Origin of the sequence: Pseudomonas sp. M47T1, assembly GCF_000263855.1 — a bacterium.
Taxonomy (GTDB): domain Bacteria; phylum Pseudomonadota; class Gammaproteobacteria; order Pseudomonadales; family Pseudomonadaceae; genus Aquipseudomonas.
The window spans coordinates 22,692-41,289 of record NZ_AJWX01000009.1 but is presented as its reverse complement, the minus strand read 5'-3'; the positions used below and the strand labels follow the sequence as shown (position 1 = coordinate 41,289).

Annotated in this window: 16 protein-coding genes; 11 read left to right on the top strand and 5 right to left on the bottom strand. The window is 64.1% G+C overall.

The window, feature by feature from the left end; translation table 11 throughout:
• The first annotated feature begins 22 nt into the window (after positions 1-22).
• The 7 genes from PMM47T1_RS11855 (at position 23) to PMM47T1_RS11825 (ending at position 9,308) form a co-directional block, all read left to right on the top strand.
• Positions 23-1,480 carry a transglycosylase SLT domain-containing protein gene (locus PMM47T1_RS11855; RefSeq protein ID WP_008368930.1) on the top strand — a complete coding sequence of 486 codons (1,458 nt, stop codon included), beginning with the start codon at positions 23-25 and terminating at the stop codon, positions 1,478-1,480.
• A 165-nt stretch (positions 1,481-1,645) separates the two neighbouring features.
• Entirely contained in the window at positions 1,646-1,876 is a 231-nt protein-coding gene (locus tag PMM47T1_RS11850) for a hypothetical protein (protein ID WP_008368928.1), read from the top strand.
• A 74-nt stretch (positions 1,877-1,950) separates the two neighbouring features.
• Positions 1,951-3,780: an extracellular solute-binding protein gene (locus PMM47T1_RS11845; protein ID WP_008368925.1), complete on the top strand. Its 1,830-nt coding sequence runs from the start codon at positions 1,951-1,953 to the stop codon at positions 3,778-3,780.
• A complete protein-coding gene (locus PMM47T1_RS11840; protein ID WP_008368923.1) occupies positions 3,777-5,615 on the top strand; it encodes an extracellular solute-binding protein in 1,839 nt (612 codons plus the stop codon). The genes PMM47T1_RS11845 and PMM47T1_RS11840 overlap by 4 nt, the downstream gene beginning before the upstream one ends.
• Position 5,616: 1 nt before the next feature.
• Positions 5,617-6,690 (top strand): microcin C ABC transporter permease YejB, encoded by a 1,074-nt coding sequence (locus PMM47T1_RS11835; protein ID WP_008368921.1) that lies wholly within the window; start codon positions 5,617-5,619, stop codon positions 6,688-6,690.
• Position 6,691: 1 nt separating this feature from the next.
• Positions 6,692-7,711, top strand: a complete 1,020-nt coding sequence (locus tag PMM47T1_RS11830) for an ABC transporter permease (protein WP_008368919.1) — start codon at positions 6,692-6,694, stop codon at positions 7,709-7,711.
• A gap of 1 nt (position 7,712) precedes the next feature.
• The gene (locus PMM47T1_RS11825) at positions 7,713-9,308 is read left to right on the top strand and encodes an ABC transporter ATP-binding protein (protein WP_008368916.1); all 1,596 of its coding nucleotides are present in this window, start codon (positions 7,713-7,715) and stop codon (positions 9,306-9,308) included.
• Between the two features lie 524 nt (positions 9,309-9,832).
• Here PMM47T1_RS11825 and PMM47T1_RS11820 read toward each other — a convergent pair.
• Positions 9,833-10,132 carry a DUF3077 domain-containing protein gene (locus tag PMM47T1_RS11820; RefSeq protein WP_043300954.1) on the bottom strand — a complete coding sequence of 100 codons (300 nt, stop codon included), beginning with the start codon at positions 10,130-10,132 and terminating at the stop codon, positions 9,833-9,835.
• A gap of 270 nt (positions 10,133-10,402) precedes the next feature.
• The gene (locus PMM47T1_RS11815) at positions 10,403-11,671 is read right to left on the bottom strand and encodes a sensor domain-containing phosphodiesterase (RefSeq protein WP_008368912.1); all 1,269 of its coding nucleotides are present in this window, start codon (positions 11,669-11,671) and stop codon (positions 10,403-10,405) included.
• A gap of 193 nt (positions 11,672-11,864) precedes the next feature.
• Between PMM47T1_RS11815 and msrB the strand changes: the two genes are divergently transcribed.
• Entirely contained in the window at positions 11,865-12,377 is a 513-nt protein-coding gene (gene msrB / locus PMM47T1_RS11810; RefSeq protein WP_043300936.1) for a peptide-methionine (R)-S-oxide reductase MsrB, read from the top strand.
• 160 nt (positions 12,378-12,537) lie between these two features.
• Here msrB and PMM47T1_RS11805 read toward each other — a convergent pair whose 3' ends face one another.
• On the bottom strand, positions 12,538-13,416 hold the full coding sequence (locus PMM47T1_RS11805; protein ID WP_008368908.1) for a LysR substrate-binding domain-containing protein: 879 nt from the start codon (positions 13,414-13,416) through the stop codon (positions 12,538-12,540).
• Between the two features lie 128 nt (positions 13,417-13,544).
• Between PMM47T1_RS11805 and PMM47T1_RS11800 the strand changes: the two genes are divergently transcribed.
• From PMM47T1_RS11800 to PMM47T1_RS11790, 3 genes are read left to right on the top strand one after another with little or no spacing between them, the layout of a single operon-like run.
• Entirely contained in the window at positions 13,545-14,309 is a 765-nt protein-coding gene (locus PMM47T1_RS11800; RefSeq protein WP_008368906.1) for a glucose 1-dehydrogenase, read from the top strand.
• A 25-nt stretch (positions 14,310-14,334) separates the two neighbouring features.
• The gene (gene aroE, locus PMM47T1_RS11795; protein WP_008368904.1) at positions 14,335-15,150 is read left to right on the top strand and encodes a shikimate dehydrogenase; all 816 of its coding nucleotides are present in this window, start codon (positions 14,335-14,337) and stop codon (positions 15,148-15,150) included.
• 56 nt (positions 15,151-15,206) lie between these two features.
• Positions 15,207-16,640 carry an MFS transporter gene (locus PMM47T1_RS11790; protein ID WP_008368902.1) on the top strand — a complete coding sequence of 478 codons (1,434 nt, stop codon included), beginning with the start codon at positions 15,207-15,209 and terminating at the stop codon, positions 16,638-16,640.
• A 298-nt stretch (positions 16,641-16,938) separates the two neighbouring features.
• Here the strand turns inward: PMM47T1_RS11790 and PMM47T1_RS11785 are convergent, their stop codons facing one another.
• Both PMM47T1_RS11785 and PMM47T1_RS11780 read right to left on the bottom strand, forming a co-directional pair.
• On the bottom strand, positions 16,939-17,661 hold the full coding sequence (locus PMM47T1_RS11785; RefSeq protein WP_008368900.1) for an alpha/beta hydrolase: 723 nt from the start codon (positions 17,659-17,661) through the stop codon (positions 16,939-16,941).
• Positions 17,658-18,434, bottom strand: coding sequence for a class I SAM-dependent methyltransferase (locus PMM47T1_RS11780; protein ID WP_043300951.1), 777 nt, complete (start codon positions 18,432-18,434; stop codon positions 17,658-17,660). The genes PMM47T1_RS11785 and PMM47T1_RS11780 overlap by 4 nt, the downstream gene beginning before the upstream one ends.
• Positions 18,435-18,598: the final 164 nt, after the last annotated feature.

The following is an 18,598-nucleotide window of genomic DNA, read 5'->3' as shown; positions in this document are numbered from 1 at the left end:
GCCCGGATTATCCCTCCAGCCAATGTCGTCCACCACTCGAAAGCCCTTCAATTCAGACGCATTGACGCGGTTGGCCCAGGCCGTCGCGCTGGCCCTGCCCGTGATTCTGGCGGGCTGCCAAAGCACGAGCCAGGTTCCGGATGCCGAAAGTGTCAGGCTGCATAGCCTGGATGCGCGCATCAAGCAGAAACCCCTGTTCACCAACCCGCAGCAAGCCCAGCAGGCGCCTCAGGATGTATGGGAACGCATGCGCCAAGGTTTCCAGCTGCAGGACGGCATCACCGTCAACCCGCGCGTGGAACAGCAGCGCCTGTGGTTCGTCAGCAACCCCTCGTTCCTGGAAAACGCCAGCGACCGCGGCAGCCTGTACATGCACTACATCGTCGAGCGCCTGGAAGAACGCAACATGCCGCTGGAGCTGGCGCTGTTGCCGGTGATCGAAAGCGCCTACAACCCCATGGCCTATTCGCGCAGCGACGCCACCGGGCTGTGGCAGTTCATCCCGTCCACCGGCCGTTACTTCAACCTGCGCCAGACCCGCTTCTACGACGGCCGCCGCGACGTGACCGCGTCCACCACTGCCGCGCTGGACTATCTTAGCCGCCTGCACGACATGTTCAACGGTGACTGGCTGTTGGCCCTGGCGGCCTACAACGCCGGCGAAGGCACCGTCAGCCGGGCCATCGAGCGCAACGAAAAGCTGGGCCTGCCCACCGACTACTGGAACCTGCCCCTGCCTCAGGAAACCCGCGACTACGTGCCCAAGCTGCTGGCACTGTCGGAGCTGGTGATGTCCCCCGAGGCGTACGGCGTGAACCTCAACCCCATCGCCAACCAGCCGTACTTCGAGGTGGTGGAAGTCAATCAGCAGATGGACCTGGGCCGCGTGGCGGCACTGGCCAACATCGACGAAGACGAGCTGTTCCAGCTTAACCCGGCGCTCAAGCAACGCGTCACCGTGGACGGCCCCCAGCACCTGCTGGTGCCCACCGCCAAGGCGCATTTGCTGACCGAAAGCCTGGCCAAGATGGGCCCAGAGGAGCTGCTGAGCCTGGCGCCCAGGCGCAAGCTGATCGAGGACGTGGCCCGCACCGATCTGCCGGCCCGCCGTCGTTCTTACAAGGTCAAGCGTGGCGACAACCTGAGCCTGATCGCCAAGGCCAACAAGGTTGACATCAAGGACCTGCAGCACTGGAACAAGCTGTCGGGCATGCACCTGAAGGTCGGCCAGACCCTGGTGATGCAGGACAACACCCGCACCGTGAGCAAGGGCCGTGGCAAATCCACCGCCGTGGCCAGCGCCGCCAGCAATGGCAAGGGCCGCCAGGTCGCCACTCGCTACAAGATTCGCAAGGGCGACTCGCTTTACGTGGTGGCCCAGCGCTTCAACGTCGAGGTCAACCACCTCAAGCGCTGGAACCCCAACACCGCTCGCGCGCTGAAGCCAGGCCAGACCTTGGTGGTCTACCGCGACCGTTAACACCCTTACCGCCGCGCCCCGCCCTCCAGGCGCGCCACTGCCCCGCAGGAAGCTGCCGCCAGGCTGCGAAAAGGTCCGTTGGACCTTCGGCGGTGTGACCTGGATCGCGTGCGCGCGGTGCGCGCCTTCACAGCCTGGCGGCAGCTCCGTCATCAAGGTATTTTCATGACCCTCGAAACCCCTGAAGCACTCAAAGAACGCAAACTGGCCCACCTCGACGCCGTGCTCGAAGCCCTGAACGCCGAAACCCGCGAGCTGTCCCGGGCGTTCTACCATGGTTGGATCCTGTCCGCCGCCATGGAACTGTGGGACCGCGGCGTACTCACCCAGCATGAGCGCCTGGCCATCGAGGCCAAGGTCAAAGCCCTGACCCAGGGCGCAGCCGCCGCTGAGTAACCCCCTGGCGTGAATACTTCTTGAACCAGAGACAAACTGTTACTGTACCGGTAATAAACCGGATCTCTGACGTGATGCGTTCACCCCTGCTGCTCTCCCTCGGCCTGGTCCTGAGCTGTCACGCTGGCGCGACGGTATTCGAAAGCCATGGCTACGCGCAGTTCGGCACGTTGAAATACCCCGCCAGCTTCAGCCACTTCGGCTGGACAAACCCCCAGGCGCCCAAGGGCGGCACCTTGCGGGTCATGGCGTTTGGCACCTTCGACACACTCAACCCCTACACCTTCAAGGGCACCAGCCCGGTCAGCACGCCGAACTTCATCCAGTACGGGGTGAGCGAGCTGAACGAACCACTGATGGTCGGCACCGGGCAATACGACCCGTCGGGGGACGAACCGGCATCCAGCTACGGGCTGATTGCGCAAAACGTGGAATACAGCGACGACCGCAGTTGGGTGGTGTTCAACCTGCGCCCCGAAGCGCGCTTCAACGACGGCCACGCCATCACCGCCAGCGACGTGGCGTTTTCCTACCGCACGTTGCTCACGCAAGGCCACCCGCTGTACCGCACCAGCCTGCAGGAAGTGCAACGGGTCGATATCCTCAACCCGCACCGCATCCGTTTCGTATTCAAGCGCAGCGCCAACCCTTTGCTGATCCTGCGCCTGGGCGAGTTGCCGGTGTTGCCCGAGCATTACTGGCGCGGCCGCGACTTCCGGGCCACCACCTTCGAGCCGCCCGTCACCAGCAGCCCCTACCGCATCACCCAGGTGGTCCCCGGCCGCCGCCTGGTGTTCGAGCGGGTCAAGGACTGGTGGGGCCAAGACCTGGCGGTGAACCGCGGCAAGTACAACTTCGACCGCGTGGAAGTGGAGTTCTACCGCGACAACGACGTGGCCTTCGAAGCCTTCAAGGCCAATGAATTCGACCTGTACCTGGAACACCAGGCCAAGAACTGGGCCAATGGCTACACCTACCCGGCTGTGCTGCGCGGCGACGTGATCAAGGCGCACATCCGCCACCAGATCCCCACCCAGACCCAGGGCCTGTTCATCAACAGCCGGCGCCCCGGCCTGAGCGATGTGCGCGTGCGCGAGGCGCTGGGCCTGCTGCTGGATTTCGAATGGACCAACCGCGCCCTGTTCAACGGCGCCTACCAACGGGCCACCAGCTACTACCCCAACAGCGAGTTCGCCGCCCGTGGCCTGCCGGGCGGCAAGGAGTTCCTGCTGCTGGCGCCCTACCGTGCGCAACTGCCCACCGCGCTGTTCACCCAGCCCTTCAGCGTGCCCCAGAGCCACGGCCAGGGCATCGACCGTGAAACCCTGCGCCGTGCCCTGGGTCTATTGGCCGACGCCGGCTGGAAGCTCGACGGCCAGCGGCTGCTCAACGCCCAGGGGCAACCGCTGCGCCTGGAACTGCTGCTGGTGAACCCGGGCCTGGAAAGGATCCTGCAACCTTATGTCGAAAACCTTCTGGCCATCGGCGTCGACGCGCGCTTGCGCACCGTGGACCGCGCCCAGTATAAGCAGCGGCTGGACCGATTCGACTTCGACATGATCGTCATGACCCTCAACCAGACCCTCAGCCCCGGCCTTGAGCAGTGGCAGTATTTCCACTCCAGCCAGGCCTCGGTCAAGGGCAGCAAGAATTACGCCGGCGTTGCCAACCCGGTGGTCGACCACCTGCTCGACGACCTGCTGGCCGCCCACAGCCGCGATGACCAGGTGACCGCCGCGCGTGCCCTGGACCGCGTGCTGCTGTTCCAGCACTACATGATCCCCCATTGGTACCTGGACGCCCATCGTCTGGCCTATCGCAACCGTTTCGCTTTCGTCGCCACGCCGCCCTACACCCTGGGCCTGAACGCGTGGTGGCTCAAGCCCGTGGAGTCTCACCCATGACGCGTCTACGCGCCCTGTTGCTGCCCGCGTGCGGCCTGTTACTGTCAGGGCTGGCCTGCGCCGCCCCGGAGCACGCCGCCACGCTGTACAACGAAGCCCCGAAGTACCCGGCCAACTTCCAGCACTTCGACTACGCCAACCCCGACGCGCCCAAGGGCGGTACCTTCCGCACCGCCGCGTCGGGTGGCTTCGACAGCCTTAACCCGTTCATCAGCAAAGGTGTGCCGGAAGGCAACATCGGCATGATCTACGACACCCTCACCCGCCAGAGCCTGGACGAGCCGCTGACCGAATACGGCCTGGTGGCTAAAACCATCGAGAAGGCCCCGGACAACAGCTGGGTGCGCTTCGCCCTGCGCCCCGAGGCGCGCTTCCACGACGGCCACCCCATGCGTGCCGACGACGTGGTGTTCACCTTCAACACCCTGATGAAGGACGGCTCGCCGCTGTACCGCACCTATTACGCCGGCGTGGCCGACGTGGTGGCCGAAGACCCGCTGCACGTGCGCTTCGATTTCAAGACCCGCGACAACCGCGAGCTGCCGCTGATCCTGGGGCAACTGCCGGTACTGCCCAAGCACTACTGGGCCACCCGCGACTTCAGCCGCGCCAACCTGGAGTTCCCTCTGGGCAGCGGCCCCTACAAGGTGGCGGCGGTGAACGCCGGGCGCTCGGTGCGCTACGAGCGGGTCAAGGACTACTGGGCCAAGGACTTGCCCATCAACCGCGGCTCGTACAACTTCGACGTGCTGACCACCGACTACTACCGCGACAACAACGTGGCCCTGGAAGCCCTGAAGGCCGGCGCCTTCGACTACTGGCTGGAAATGACCGCGAAGAACTGGGCCACCGCCTATGACGTGCCGGCAGTGCGTGAAAAACGCCTGATCAAGGAAGAACTGCCCAATGGCAACCCGGTGGGCATGCAGGGCTTCATCTTCAACCTGCGCCGGCCACTGTTCCAGGACGTGCGCGTGCGCCAGGCCCTGGGCCTGCTGTTCGACTTCGAATGGAGCAACCGCCAGCTGTTCAACGGCGCCTACACCCGCACCGACAGCTTCTTCGAAAATTCCGACCTGGCCTCGTCCGGGCTGCCGGATGGCGACGAGCTGAACATCCTTGAACCGCTGCGCGGCAAGATCCCCGACACGGTGTTCAACACCGCGTTCAAGAACCCGGTTACCGACGGCAGCGGCATGATCCGCGACCAACAGCGCCAGGCCTACAAACTGCTGCTGGACGCCGGCTGGCACGTGGTCAACGACCGCATGGTGGACGCCACCGGCAAACCGGTGAGCATCGAGTTCCTGCTCGCCCAGCCTGAATTCGAGCGGGTGCTGCTGCCCTACAAGCGCAACCTCGCCGACCTTGGCATCGAACTGGTGCTGCGCCGCATCGACGCCTCCCAGTACGTCACCCGTCGCCGCTCGCGGGACTTCGACATGATGGTCGCCAGCTTTCCGCAGTCTGACTCGCCGGGCAACGAACAGCGTGAATACTGGGAATCGAGCAGCGCAGACCGCACCGGCAGCTACAACTGGATCGGCATCAAGGACCCAGCCGTCGACGCACTGACCGAAAGCCTGATCAACGCCGACACCCGCAAAAGCCTCATCACCCACGCCCACGCCCTGGATCGGGTGCTGCTGGCCAACTATTTCCTGGTGCCCAACTGGCACATCAAGACCTGGCGCGTGGCCTACTGGAACCACCTGGGCCACCCCGCCGTGTCGCCGCGCTATGACGTGGGCACCCTGACCTGGTGGGCCAAGCCCGACGTGGCGCCGGCCATCCCCATCACCACCAACACCGATTCACCCGGCAAGGAGCGCTGAGATGCTGGCCTATATTTGCAAGCGCCTGCTGCTGATCATCCCGACCCTGTTCGGCATCCTGATCATCAACTTCATCATCATCCAGGCCGCCCCCGGCGGCCCGGTGGAACAGGCCATCGCCAAGCTGGAAGGCTTCGAAGGCGCCACCAGCCGCTTCGCCGGCGGGGGTGCGGAGGTGTCCATGGGCGGCTCCAACTACCGCGGCGCCCAGGGCCTGGACCCTTCGCTGATCAAGGAAATCGAGCAGCAGTACGGCTTCGACAAGCCGGCGCCTGAACGCCTGTGGATCATGATCCAGCACTACGCCCACTTTGACTTCGGCAACAGCTTCTTCCGCGACGCCAAGGTCACCGACCTCATCCTGGAAAAAATGCCGGTGTCCATCTCCCTGGGGCTGTGGAGCACGCTCATCATGTACCTGGTGTCCATCCCCCTGGGCATCGCCAAGGCCACCCGCCACGGCACCCCGTTCGACGTGTGGACCAGCTCGGCCATCATCGTCGGCTACGCCATCCCGGCCTTCCTGTTCGCCATTCTGCTGATCGTGGTGTTCGCCGGCGGCAGCTACCTGGACTGGTTCCCCCTGCGCGGCCTGACCTCCAACAACTTCGACCAGTTGAGCCTGGGCGGCAAGGTGCTGGACTACTTCTGGCACCTGGCCCTGCCAGTGACGGCGCTGGTGATCGGCAACTTCGCCACCATGACCTTCCTCACCAAGAACAGCTTCCTGGACGAGATCGGCAAGCAGTACGTGGTCACTGCCAAGGCCAAGGGCCTGAGCAACAACCGCGTGCTGTACGGCCACGTGTTTCGCAACGCCATGCTGCTGGTGATCGCCGGTTTCCCCTCCGCCTTCATCGGTATCTTCTTCACCGGCTCCTTGCTGGTGGAGGTGATTTTTTCCCTCGACGGCCTGGGCCTGATGAGTTTCGAGGCCGCGGTGAACCGCGACTACCCGGTGGTGTTCGGCACCCTGTTCATTTTCACCCTGCTGGGATTGCTGGTGAAGCTGATCGGTGACCTGACCTACAGCCTGGTCGACCCACGCATCGACTTCGAACGCAGGGAGCACTGACATGACCTTGTCCCCCATCAACCGTCGCCGCCTGCAACGGTTCAAGGCCAACAAGCGCGGCTGGTGGTCGCTGTGGCTGTTCATGATCCTGTTCGTCACAAGCCTGGGCGCCGAACTGATCGCCAATGACAAACCCCTGGCCCTGCACTATGACGGCGGCTGGTACTTCCCGGCGTTCAAGCGCTACCCGGAAACCACCTTCGGCGGCGAATTCCCGCTGGAAGCCAACTACAAGAGCCCGTACATCCAGCAACTGCTCAAGGCCAAGGACAGCTGGACCCTGTGGGCGCCCATTCCCTTCAGTTACCAGAGCATCAACTACGACCTGAAAGTGCCCGCCCCCGCGCCGCCCTCGGCACAGAACTGGCTGGGCACCGATGACCAGGGCCGCGACGTGCTGGCGCGGGTGATCTACGGCTTCCGCATCTCGGTGCTGTTCGCCCTGACCCTGACCGTCCTCAGTTCCATCGTGGGCGTGATCACCGGCGCCCTGCAGGGCTTCTACGGCGGCTGGGTGGACCTGGCCGGGCAACGCTTCCTGGAAGTGTGGTCGGGCCTGCCGGTGCTGTACCTGCTGATCATCCTCGCCAGCTTCGTGCAGCCCAACTTCTGGTGGCTGCTGGGCATCATGCTGCTGTTCTCATGGATGAGCCTGGTGGACGTGGTGCGCGCCGAGTTCCTGCGCGGCCGCAACCTGGAATACGTGCGCGCGGCTCGCGCCCTGGGCATGCGCGACGGCAGCATCATGTTCCAGCACATCCTGCCCAACGCCATGGTCTCGACCATGACCTTCATGCCCTTCATCCTCACCGGCGCCATCGGCACCCTCACCGCGCTGGACTTCCTGGGCTTTGGCCTGCCAGCCGGTTCGCCGTCGCTGGGCGAGCTGGTGTCCCAGGGTAAGTCCAACCTGCAGGCCCCGTGGCTGGGCATCAGCGCCTTCGCCGTGCTGGCCTTGATGCTGAGTTTGCTGGTGTTCATCGGCGAAGCCGCCCGCGACGCGTTCGATCCAAGGAAATGACATGCACCCAGACAACCTGATCGAAATCCGCGACCTGTCGGTCCAGTTCGACAACGACCAGCGTTCGGCCCGCGTGGTGGAAGGCATCAGCTTCGACATCCGCCGTGGCGAAACCCTGGCCCTGGTGGGCGAAAGCGGCTCGGGCAAATCGGTGACCGCGCACTCCATCCTGCGCCTGCTGCCCTACCCCATCGCCAGCCACCCCACCGGCACGGTGATGTTCAACGGCCAGGACCTGCTGCACATGGCCGAAAAGCCCCTGCGGCAGATTCGCGGCAACGACATTGCCATGATCTTCCAGGAGCCCATGACCTCGCTGAACCCGCTGCACAGCATCGAAAAGCAGATCAACGAAGTGCTGGGCCTGCACAAGGGCCTGACCGGCAAGGCCGCCACCGCGCGCACCCTGGAACTACTGGAATTGGTCGGCATCCCCGACCCGCGCCAGCGCCTCAAGGCCCTGCCCCACGAACTGTCCGGCGGCCAGCGCCAGCGCGTGATGATCGCCATGGCCCTGGCCAACGAGCCGCAACTGCTGATCGCCGACGAGCCCACCACCGCCCTCGACGTCACCGTGCAGCTGAAAATCCTCGAACTGCTCAAGTCCCTGCAACAGAAACTGGGCATGGCCCTGCTGCTGATCACCCACGACCTCAACCTGGTCAAGCGCGTGGCCCAGCGCGTGTGCGTGATGAAGCAAGGCTGCATCGTCGAACAGGGTGACTGCGAGCAGCTGTTCAGCAACCCGCGACACCCCTACACCCGCGAACTGCTGGGCGCCGAACCGCGCGGCGAACCGGCGGCCACCGTGGCTGGCGAACCGATGCTGGAAGTGGACAACCTCAAGGTCTGGTTCCCCATCAAGAAAGGCTTCTTCAAACACACCGTGGGCCACGTCAAGGCCGTGGACGGCATCCAGTTCAGCCTGCCGCGCGGGCAAACCCTGGGCATTGTCGGCGAAAGCGGCTCGGGCAAATCCACCCTGGGCCTGGCCCTCCTGCGGCTGATCGCAAGCCAGGGCGCCATCCGCTTCCACGGCCAGCCCCTGGACGGCCTCAGCCGCGAACAGGTGCGCCCGTTCCGGCGGCAGATGCAAGTAGTCTTCCAAGACCCGTTCGGCAGCCTCAGCCCGCGCATGAGCGTGGCGCAGATCGTCGGCGAAGGCCTGCGCATACACGGCATCGGCACGCCTGAAGAACAGGAAATGGCCATCATCGAAGCGCTCAAGGAAGTGGGCCTGGACCCCGACAGCCGCCACCGCTACCCCCATGAGTTCTCCGGTGGCCAGCGCCAGCGCATCGCCATCGCCCGGGCGCTGGTGCTCAAACCGGCGCTGATTCTGCTGGATGAACCGACCTCGGCGCTGGACCGCACCGTGCAGCGACAGGTGGTGGAGTTGTTGCGTTCGTTGCAGGTGAAATACAACCTGACGTACCTGTTCATCAGCCATGACCTGGCGGTGGTCAAGGCGTTGAGCCATCAACTGGTGGTGATCAAATCGGGCCAGGTGCTGGAGCAAGGCCCGGCGGCGCAGGTGTTTGCCGACCCGCAGCATCCCTACACCCAACAGCTGCTGGAAGCCGCCTTCATGGCCTGACCGTCACCCTGTGGACGCAAAGCTTGCTCGCGGGGGGCACTCACTGGCGCCATCGCGAGCAAGCTTTGCTCCCACAGTGGTGACCTCCACAAGACAGTTGCTGCTACAGGCCGGTGTCGTCTGCATCGCGGCCATGGCCGGCTCCTACGCCATCCGCGTAGGAGCCGACTTTAGTCGCGATGCAGGCAACGCGGTTTCAAGACAGCTGCTGCACGGCTTTGTGGAAGTGCGGGGGACAACGCATTGCAATCTGAATTTGCCACAGTGCCCATCTATCAAACCTCCAGCCCCACCGGACGGATAGCGTGCCACAAGGCCAGTTCTTCAGGCTCAGACGCCCTCAAATTGCATTGTCGCAACAAATCTGCCAAAGCATGACCAGGCTTATCTGGCAAAGCCTTCAACACCTTCATGCCATCATCCGCCCGTTGAGTTTCCAGAACCACGTTACGATCAGAAAACACTTAGACATCTGTAAATCCCACATCCGAAACACACCGTCGCCGCTGGCATCGGCTACAAGATCACGCCAACCGCAACGTGCCCTTCAGCACCGAATTCACCAGCGCCTGCGCACTCTCGAGGGCCTGAACCACTGACCAGACCAGCCCTGGATTTTCGCAGCCGTTGTCCGTCAATTCATAAGCCGTTTCATGAGCGCACTTGAGCAGTAGCGCCACCTGCGCCAACGCCGTTTCGGCCTCGACGCCTGCCCGTACCTGGAACAGAGGTTCGCCGTTTTCGTCGTGGGCGCCGAATGCGCAGCTTGCGGTAAGAAGGGATTGGAGGGTTGCAGCAGGTGAAACAGGCGTCAGCTTATCCATATGAAAAGTGTCCTTGAGCGCCTTGATCTGAATCGGGCTACCAAACCCGATCGCTGAGTATTCAGCGACAGCAAGCAGGGTAAGGAGAGTTTCCCCTGGAAACAAAGCACCCAAGCAATAACAGATATTTCCTACAAGCTCGTGCTAAACCCCCTACCTACATCCGCACGTAGCCGCTGCCGCAGGCTGCGCTGGCGCTGTGGCCCGCTGGAGATCTCCAGGGTTCACACCGGCCAGCGCAGCCTTTGGCAGCGGCTACGGGTGATCAGTTCAGGCTGAGCTGACGATGGGGCTGTCGAGGCAATTAACCGCCACCCGCTCCACCAACGCCAGCGCGTCCTGCAACGTCAACGGCCGGCCCAGCAGATAACCCTGCACCTTGTTTGCGCCCAACAACCGCAATGCATCCAGCTCTGACTGGGTTTCCACGCCTTCCGCGACAATGGTGCTGCCCGTTTCCCGGGCAAAGGCGATCAACGCCGAGGCCATGGCGCGCTTCTGCGAGTCGTGGTCGATGCCCTGGGTCAGGCTCATGTCCAGTTTGATCATGTCGGGACGCAGTTGCAGGATGTGGCGCATGCTGGCGTAGCCGGCGCCGGCGTCGTCGATGGCCACGCGCACGCCGTTCTGGCGCAAGGGTTTGAGGGCCTGGATCAGGCCGGTGTAGTCGTTGACCACGGCGTGCTCAGTGATTTCCAGCACCAGGCGGCTGGCCGGGCAGGGGCTGAGCAGTTCAGTCAGGCGGCCGCTGAGCATCAGTTGCGGCGAGCAGTTGATGGTCAGGTAGGTGCCGGACGGCAAGGCGTCCATGCCCTTGAGGGCGGCAGCGATGGCGTGGCATTCCAGTTCCACGCCCAGGCCCGCTTCGGCGGCTTCCTTGAACCACTGGTCGGGGCTACGGATGGGCTCCACGTTGAAGCGCGACAGGCATTCCCAGCCGCAGATGCTCATGCCCTGAAAGTCGAAGATGGGCTGGTAGACGATGGCGGGCTGGTTGCTGCCGAGCACGGCGGAGATGCGGCGATGCTTGGCCACGCGGTCGCGCACCAGGGTGAGGTCGCCCTCGATGCGGTCGGCGATCAGTTCGGCGAATACCTTCATCACCAACAGGTCGCGCTGGCCCAGGCTACTGTCGGCGTTGTGGCCGAAGCAGCAGAAGGTGCCGTACAGGCGGCCGTCGCTCAGGTAGATAGGTACGCTCAGGTGCGAGCCGATGGGCAGTGCCTGGGTTTCTGGCAGGGCCATGGCGATGGGGTAGTCGGCGGTGTCGGCGATCAGCTCGGGCAATATGCCTTCCACCACCCGCAGGCAGTAACCCACGTCCAGGGACAGGGTATCGCCCGGCTTGATCGGGCCTTCGCCGTCGGTGTCGACGTTGACGAAGACGCGGTCCGTGGTACGAAACTGCGACACAAAGGCTACGTCCATCCCCAAATGGGTACGCAGCGCTCGTAACACCTTGTCAATGCATCCGGTGCCCGTGGGCGCCTGCGACTTGAGCGCGACCACGCTGGCGAGTTGTGCGGCTGACATATCCATCACCGTTTCCTTAATCCCTGGATCCCAAGATTCTAGGACTGCGACATTGGTTTTACGCATCCCTCTCGCTAATTCCGGACGAAATGCAGGGGAAATGCGAAAGGTGTCACAAAACGTTTAACCCTGCGTGAGGACTTGGCGAACGGCCGAAGCCGACACTTTGCCTGTCCGTTGGCCCACCAGGAGAGCCACCATGCAGTCCAGAAGAGGTTTTTTGTTCCAGGCCGCCGCCCTGGCGTCGCTGTCGGCGGTAGTGCTGACCAGCGGTCGCCTGCGCCAGGCCATGGCCGCTGACGCCGCGCCTGCCGAGACGTTCGAGGTACAGCACAGTGATGAGCAGTGGCATCAGTTGCTCAATGATGATGAATTTGACGTACTGCGCCGGGCGGGTACCGAGCGGCCGTTTTCCAGCCCGCTGAACAATGAACATCGCGCAGGGAAGTTTGCGTGCGCGGGGTGCCAGTTGCAGCTGTTTTCGTCCAATGCCAAGTTTGACAGTGGCACGGGCTGGCCGAGCTTCACCGCGCCGTTGACGGGGGCGGTGAATGTCAGCCGTGACAGCTCGCTGGGCATGGAGCGCAATGAAGTACACTGCCACCGCTGTGGTGGGCATCTAGGGCATGTGTTCGACGACGGGCCGGCGCCGACGGGGCTGCGCTATTGCATGAATGGCGTGGCGATGCGGTTTGTGGCGGGCACCGCCTGAGTGAGAAGCGGTAATGGCCCCGTACGAACTGCCGCAGGCTGCGAGGAGGTCCGCAGGATCTTCGGTGGTGTCATGCCGATCGCGGGCCCGCTGTGCGCGCCTTCGCAGCCTGGCGGCCGCTACGGGCTGGCGGCAACTCCGCGGCTCCTACTGCATCAACTCACGGATACAGCTCATCCAACACTTGCATCAACGCCCGCTTGCGCGGGCTTTCCAGCCCGGTCCAGGCCACGCCGATGCCGGCGCCACTCATGGCCACCGCCAACGGCCGCGTCACCACCCCGGCCGGCAACGCCGACGCCGCGCCCGCCGGCACGATGCCCACACCCAGCCCCGCCGCCACCAGCGCCAGCAAGGTGGTGAATTCGCCCATTTCGCGGGCAATGGTGAGGGTCACCTTGCGCCGGTGAAAGCCTACCAGCATCTGATCATGCAGGCCGGGGGCGAATTTGCGTGCCAGCACCAGCGCCGGGCGCCCGGCCAGGTCTTGGGGCTGCACGCGGCGCAGGGCGCACAGCGGGTCGTCGACGTGCAAGGCCACCACCAGCGACTCCTCGAACAGCATGCGCGTGTGCACGCCCGGCACGCTCAGGGGCAGGCGCACCAGGCCGAAGTCCAGGGCGTTGTCCTGCAGGGCGCGGGCTTGCAGCAGCGAGGGCATGTCCTTGAGTTCCAGCTCAATGCGCGGGTAGCGCTGTTCCATCTGCCGCACCAGGGCCGGTAACAGTTGCGACAGCACCGAGGACACGAACGCCAGGCGCACCACGCCCACCTCACCCGCCGCCGCTTGCTGCAATACTTCGCGGGCACGCCCGGCCTGGCGCAGGGTAGCCAGGGCCTCAGGCAAAAACAACGCGCCCTCCTCCGTCAGCTCCACACCGTGGCGATCACGCTCGAACAACTGCGCGCCCACGTCGTCTTCCAGAGCGCGAATCTGTGCGCTCAGGGCCGGTTGCACAATGTGCAGGCGCTCGGCGGCGCGGCCAAAGTGTAGTTCTTCGGCCAGCGCCGCGAAGGCACGCAAATGCTTGAGTTCCATGACCGCTTCCTTGTCTGGTGATCACCAACCGTGATCACGGCATCACCATAAACGATTGGCACGCCCCAGCGATAGCGGTTGAAAGTAAGGCCATCCCTCACTCATAAATCCAATACCGGGAGACTCACATGACAGCAAGTTTTCGCTTGGACGACCGCTTGGCGCTGATCACAGGCTCGGTGCGCGGTATCGGCCTTGCCATTGCCCGCGGGCTGGCGCAGGCCGGCGCCCGGGTGGTGCTCAACGGCCGCGACGCCGAGCGCGCCCAGGCCGCCTGCGCCTTGCTGCGCGACGAAGGCCTGGACGCCGAATACGCCGTGTTCGACGTGGCCGACCACGACGCCAGCGCCCGGGCCATCGACACCCTGGAACAACGCCTGGGCGCCCTCGACATTCTGGTCAACAACGCCGGCATCCAGCACCGCCAGCCCCTGCAGAACTTCAGCGCCGAGGACTGGCACCGGCTGATGAGCACCAACCTGGACGGTGTGTTCAACGTGTCCAAGGCCGTGGCCCGGCATATGATCGCCCGCGGCCACGGCAAGATCATCAACATTGCCTCGGTGCAAAGCGAACTGGCCCGCCCTTCCATCGCCCCTTACGCGGCCAGCAAGGGCGCGGTGCGCATGCTCACCCGCGGCATGTGCGCCGACTGGGCCGGCCATGGCCTGCAGATCAACGCCTTGGCGCCCGGCTACTTTCGCACCGAACTGAACCAGGCGCTGGCTGATGACCCGACCTTCAACGACTGGCTGATCAAGCGCACCCCGGCGGGACGCTGGGGCAAGGTGGAGGAGCTGTGCGGCGCTGCCATTTTCCTGGCCTCCCCAGCCGCCGACTTCATCAACGGCCAGACCCTGTTCGTCGACGGCGGCCTGACCAGCGTCGTCTAACCCTCTTTTTTACAAGGATGCCAGCATGCCTCAGTCCCTCCCCACCCTGTGCGGCTCGATCATGGGCTCGCCGTTTTCCCTCTCGGCCAAGATCCACAACGCCGCCTATGCGGCCCTGGGCCTGGACTACACCTTTGTGTGCTTCGGCGTCGAGGACCCGGTGGCAGCCGTGACGGCCATTCGCACTCTGGGCGTGCGCGGCATGAACGTGTCCATGCCCTACAAGCAGGCGGTGATGCCGCATCTGGACGCCATCGATGAATCGGCCCAGGTGATCGGCGCCGTGAACACCATCAATAACGTTGACGGCGTGCTCACCGGCTATAACACCGACTACCTGGGCGCCGTGCGCGCCTTGCAGGAAGTGACGCGCCTGAACGGCAAGCGCGTGGCCATCGTCGGTGCCGGTGGCGCCGCACGGGCCGTGGTGTATGGCTGCACACAGGCCGGCGCGCAGGTCACGGTGTTCAACCGCAGCGCCGAGCGCGGCAGCGAGCTGGCGCAGTCCCTGGGCGCCCAGTGGGGCGGCGCGGTGGAGCATTTCCACGCCAAGGCCTTCGATATCGTCATCAACGCCACTTCGGTGGGCTTCAAGCAACCGGACAGCAACCCACTGGACGGCCGCCTGCAAAGCCACCTGATTGTCATGGACGTGGCCTTCATGCCGGTGCAAACCGCGCTGCTGCGCCAAGCCCGCACCCTGGGTTGCGGCACCGTGGCCGGCACGCGCATGCTGGTGCACCAGGCCTGTCGGCAGATTGAGCTGTACACCGGGCATGACGCGCCCATCGACGTGATGGAGCAGGCCATGCTCCAGGAAATTCAGCGGTTGAACCTGTAACCCATCCGGTTGCCTATCAATAACAAGACGCCATGAAGGCGCCTGGAGGAACGAACATGACCCTCGCCCGCTCGCCGTCCGATACCGCTGAAACACCAGACCCGCAGGTGAAGAAAGACCTGCACCGCGCCGCCTGGGCCTGTTCCCTGGGCAGCGCCCTGGAGTACTACGACTTCGCCCTGTACACCCTGGCATCGGCGCTGATCTTCGGGCCGCTGTTCTTCCCCGAACAGACCCGCGCCATGAGCCTGATCGCCAGCTTCGGCACCTACTTCCTCGGCTTTGCCATCCGCCCCTTGGGCGGTGTGCTGTTCGGCATGATCGGCGACCGCGTGGGGCGCAAGTTCGTGCTGTCGGCCACGGTGCTGCTGATGGGTATTTCCAGCACGCTGATCGGCGCCCTGCCCACCTTCCATCAGGTGGGCTACCTGGCGCCGGTGTTGCTGGTGGTACTGCGTTTGCTGCAGGGCCTGGGCGCCGGTGCGGAACAGGCCGGCGCGGCGGTGATGATGACCGAGTATGCGCCCAAGGGCCGTCGTGGTTTCTACGCAGCGCTGCCGTTCCTGGGCATCCAGCTGGGGACCATCCTGGCGGCGCTGGTGTACTTCTTCGTGGTTAGCGGCAACGACAACATCACCCAGACCAACCTGTGGCGCGTGCCGTTCTTCATCAGCGTGGTGATCGTTGCGCTGGGCCTGTACATGCGCCTGCGCCTGAAAGAGTCGCCCACCTTCATCCGCCTGAAAGCACTGAAACGTGAGTGCGCCAACCCGCTGAAAAGCGCCATGACCCACTCCAAGCCCACCTTGCTGATCGGCATTGGCCTGCGTTTGGCGGAAAACGGCGGCTCGTCCATCTATCAAGCCTTGGCGGTGAGCTACATCGTCGGCGTGGTGGGCCTCAAGGGGCCGGTGGGCGTGTTGACGCTGATCTGCGCCGCCAGCCTGGGCGCGCTGACCGTGCCCATCGCCGGCAAGCTAAGCGACCGCTTCGGCCGCGTGGTGGTGTACCGCGCTTTCGCCTTGCTGCAACTGGCGCTGGCCTTTCCTGTGTGGTGGGTGCTGAGCCTGGGCAACATTGCCGCCAGCATCGTCGCCATTTCCATTGCCCTGGGCATCGGTACCTGGGGCATGTTCGGTACCCAGGCGGCGTTGATGCCGGAACTGTTCGGCTCACGTCATCGCTACATGGGCGTGTCAATTGCGCGGGAAGTCTCGGCGGTGATCGCCGGCGGCATCGCGCCGATGATTGGCGCGGGGATCATTGCCGTGGTGATGGCCACCCATGAGGGTGAGGTGAATGCCGGTATTGGTGCCTGGGTGCCGATTGCGTGCTACCTGGCGTTGTTGACGGCGACTACCTTGTACACCACGTTCAAGACGCCGGAGACGTTGAACCGGGATCTGGATGAGCCGCGTGATGCGTGGGAGATGGCGAAGGCGGATGAGGCGGTTGCGGCGCATCATCATGCTATCCCGGTGCGTGACTGATATCCTGTGGCCGCTGCCGAAGGCTGCGCTGGCCCCTGGGTTCTCCGAAAATGCCCAAGCCAGCGCAATGAACCGTCGACGTGTCAAGCTACTGTAGCTACCACTGGCATGTCCCCTGGAAACACGCCACTCGGAGCAAATGTCATCGCTGCACCCGCCGCAGGTGTGAACGCCGCCATGGCATCCACCAAGCTGATAACGACTGCCGGGTGTCGGCAAGCGTCGGTTTCGTTGGCGGCAAGGCGCTAGGGCGCCGACACCCTAACGCACGGATAAATATTCGTATGGGCCATGAACACTATGGCGCCAGCACATCCCCCAACCACGCATTCAAATCCTCGATCTCAGTCTTGCTGATCGAATGCCCCAAATCCGCATACGCATGAAAATCCGGGGTCAGCCCCAACTCATGCAAAATGCGCTGGGCCTCGCTGGCGTCGGTGAAGGGCAGGCGATCATCGTCCATGCCGTGGCCGATGAAGATCGACAACGACTCCAGCGCCGGGTTCGGCTTCAGCTCACCCTGCAGCACCGGCAAAATCTTGCCACTGAGCACCGCAATGCCGCGCACCGACTGCGGCTCACGCAAGCCCAGTTCGTAACTCATGATCGCGCCCTGGCTAAAGCCTACCAGCACTACCTTGGAGGCCTTGGTGTGGTATTTGGCAATGGCCTTGGCAATGAAGTCATGCAGCACCTGTCGGCTGCTGGCAAGGTCCGCCGTCACACCGTCATAGGGGCCGTCGCCCTGTTTGTGGAACCATTGGTAGCTGCCTTCTTCCAGGGTTTGCGGGGCGCGCACCGACAGGTAGGTATAGCCTTCAGGCAACTGGTCACGCAACTGGAACAGGTCGTTCTCATTGCTGCCGTAGCCATGCAGGAAAATCACCAACGGCTTGTCCAGGGTCACGCTGGGCGCCTGTTCCAGATAACTCAGCGGCAGGTCGGTGTGCAGCACGGGGTCGGCACCCTGGGCCAGGCCCGACACCAGCAACAGCGCAATGGCCATTCGTTTGATCATGGAGTCTCCGTTTTCACTGCACAGAAGGCAGCCGTGGTGTAAGGGACAGTGACTTCGGCCTTGCCGGCCAGCAGAGGTTCACTGGCAATCAGTTCGCGCACCTGCGCGGTCAGCGCATCGCGCTGCGGCGATGGCAGGCTGGCGATGAAACTGGTGGAGCGCACGCGGTCGACGATCACCGCCTCGGGGTTGCCTGTATGACCATTGCTCAAGTGCGACGCCTGCAGCGGGCCAAAGCCTGGGCAGGGGAACACGCTGCGCCAAGCGCCGGTGTAGTAGCGCGGGGTGTCGCCTTCGTAGTGGTTGACCAAGGCGTCCAGGCGCGCCACCCAAGGCACGCTGTTGTCACGCATGTTCCACACCAGCCCCAGGCAGCCACCGGGCTTGAGCACGCGACGGATTTCGGCCAGGGCCTGCGCGGTGGCGAACCAGTGGAACGACTGGGCACACACCACCGCATCCAGCGAGGCGTCGGGCAAGGGAATGGCGTCGGCACTGCCGTCCAGCGCCTGGACGTGGGCAAAGGTGGCGTGCAGTTTTTCGCGCATGGCCTGCACCGGCTCCACCGCCACCACGCGCGCCCCGGTGGCCAGCAGCCGTGGGGTGAACTTGCCGGTGCCGGCACCCAAGTCCAGCACCGTGCTGACGCTGTGCAGGCCCAGCGTGTCACGCAGCCAGCCGTCCAGCGCCGCCGGGTAGTCCGGGCGGCCGCGGGCGTAGGTGTCGGCGATGTCCTGGCTGTCGTAGCCGTCGGCGGCGTGATGGATGCTCATGGTGGGCCCCGTGCGGGTTGGGAAGTGCATCATCATAGGCTGGCACCGCCCATCTCACAAAATTCCTCGTTCTTGTCGCAACGACAGTCTTGCGTGAAATTGATGCGTGCTGCCGTCAGGCTGCGAAAAGGTACGATGGACCTTCGGCGATGTCATGCCGATTG

Bases quoted from the DNA above. Each gene is read 5' to 3' on its own strand.
- PMM47T1_RS11855 (WP_008368930.1), top strand. From the start codon at position 23: ATGTCGTCCACCACTCGAAAGCCCTTCAATTCAGACGCATTGACGCGG.
- PMM47T1_RS11850 (WP_008368928.1), top strand. From the start codon at position 1,646: ATGACCCTCGAAACCCCTGAAGCACTCAAAGAACGCAAACTGGCCCAC.
- PMM47T1_RS11845 (WP_008368925.1), top strand. From the start codon at position 1,951: ATGCGTTCACCCCTGCTGCTCTCCCTCGGCCTGGTCCTGAGCTGTCAC.
- PMM47T1_RS11840 (WP_008368923.1), top strand. From the start codon at position 3,777: ATGACGCGTCTACGCGCCCTGTTGCTGCCCGCGTGCGGCCTGTTACTG.
- PMM47T1_RS11835 (WP_008368921.1), top strand. From the start codon at position 5,617: ATGCTGGCCTATATTTGCAAGCGCCTGCTGCTGATCATCCCGACCCTG.
- PMM47T1_RS11830 (WP_008368919.1), top strand. From the start codon at position 6,692: ATGACCTTGTCCCCCATCAACCGTCGCCGCCTGCAACGGTTCAAGGCC.
- PMM47T1_RS11825 (WP_008368916.1), top strand. From the start codon at position 7,713: ATGCACCCAGACAACCTGATCGAAATCCGCGACCTGTCGGTCCAGTTC.
- PMM47T1_RS11820 (WP_043300954.1), bottom strand. From the start codon at position 10,132: ATGGATAAGCTGACGCCTGTTTCACCTGCTGCAACCCTCCAATCCCTT.
- PMM47T1_RS11815 (WP_008368912.1), bottom strand. From the start codon at position 11,671: ATGGATATGTCAGCCGCACAACTCGCCAGCGTGGTCGCGCTCAAGTCG.
- msrB (WP_043300936.1), top strand. From the start codon at position 11,865: ATGCAGTCCAGAAGAGGTTTTTTGTTCCAGGCCGCCGCCCTGGCGTCG.
- PMM47T1_RS11805 (WP_008368908.1), bottom strand. From the start codon at position 13,416: ATGGAACTCAAGCATTTGCGTGCCTTCGCGGCGCTGGCCGAAGAACTA.
- PMM47T1_RS11800 (WP_008368906.1), top strand. From the start codon at position 13,545: ATGACAGCAAGTTTTCGCTTGGACGACCGCTTGGCGCTGATCACAGGC.
- aroE (WP_008368904.1), top strand. From the start codon at position 14,335: ATGCCTCAGTCCCTCCCCACCCTGTGCGGCTCGATCATGGGCTCGCCG.
- PMM47T1_RS11790 (WP_008368902.1), top strand. From the start codon at position 15,207: ATGACCCTCGCCCGCTCGCCGTCCGATACCGCTGAAACACCAGACCCG.
- PMM47T1_RS11785 (WP_008368900.1), bottom strand. From the start codon at position 17,661: ATGATCAAACGAATGGCCATTGCGCTGTTGCTGGTGTCGGGCCTGGCC.
- PMM47T1_RS11780 (WP_043300951.1), bottom strand. From the start codon at position 18,434: ATGAGCATCCATCACGCCGCCGACGGCTACGACAGCCAGGACATCGCC.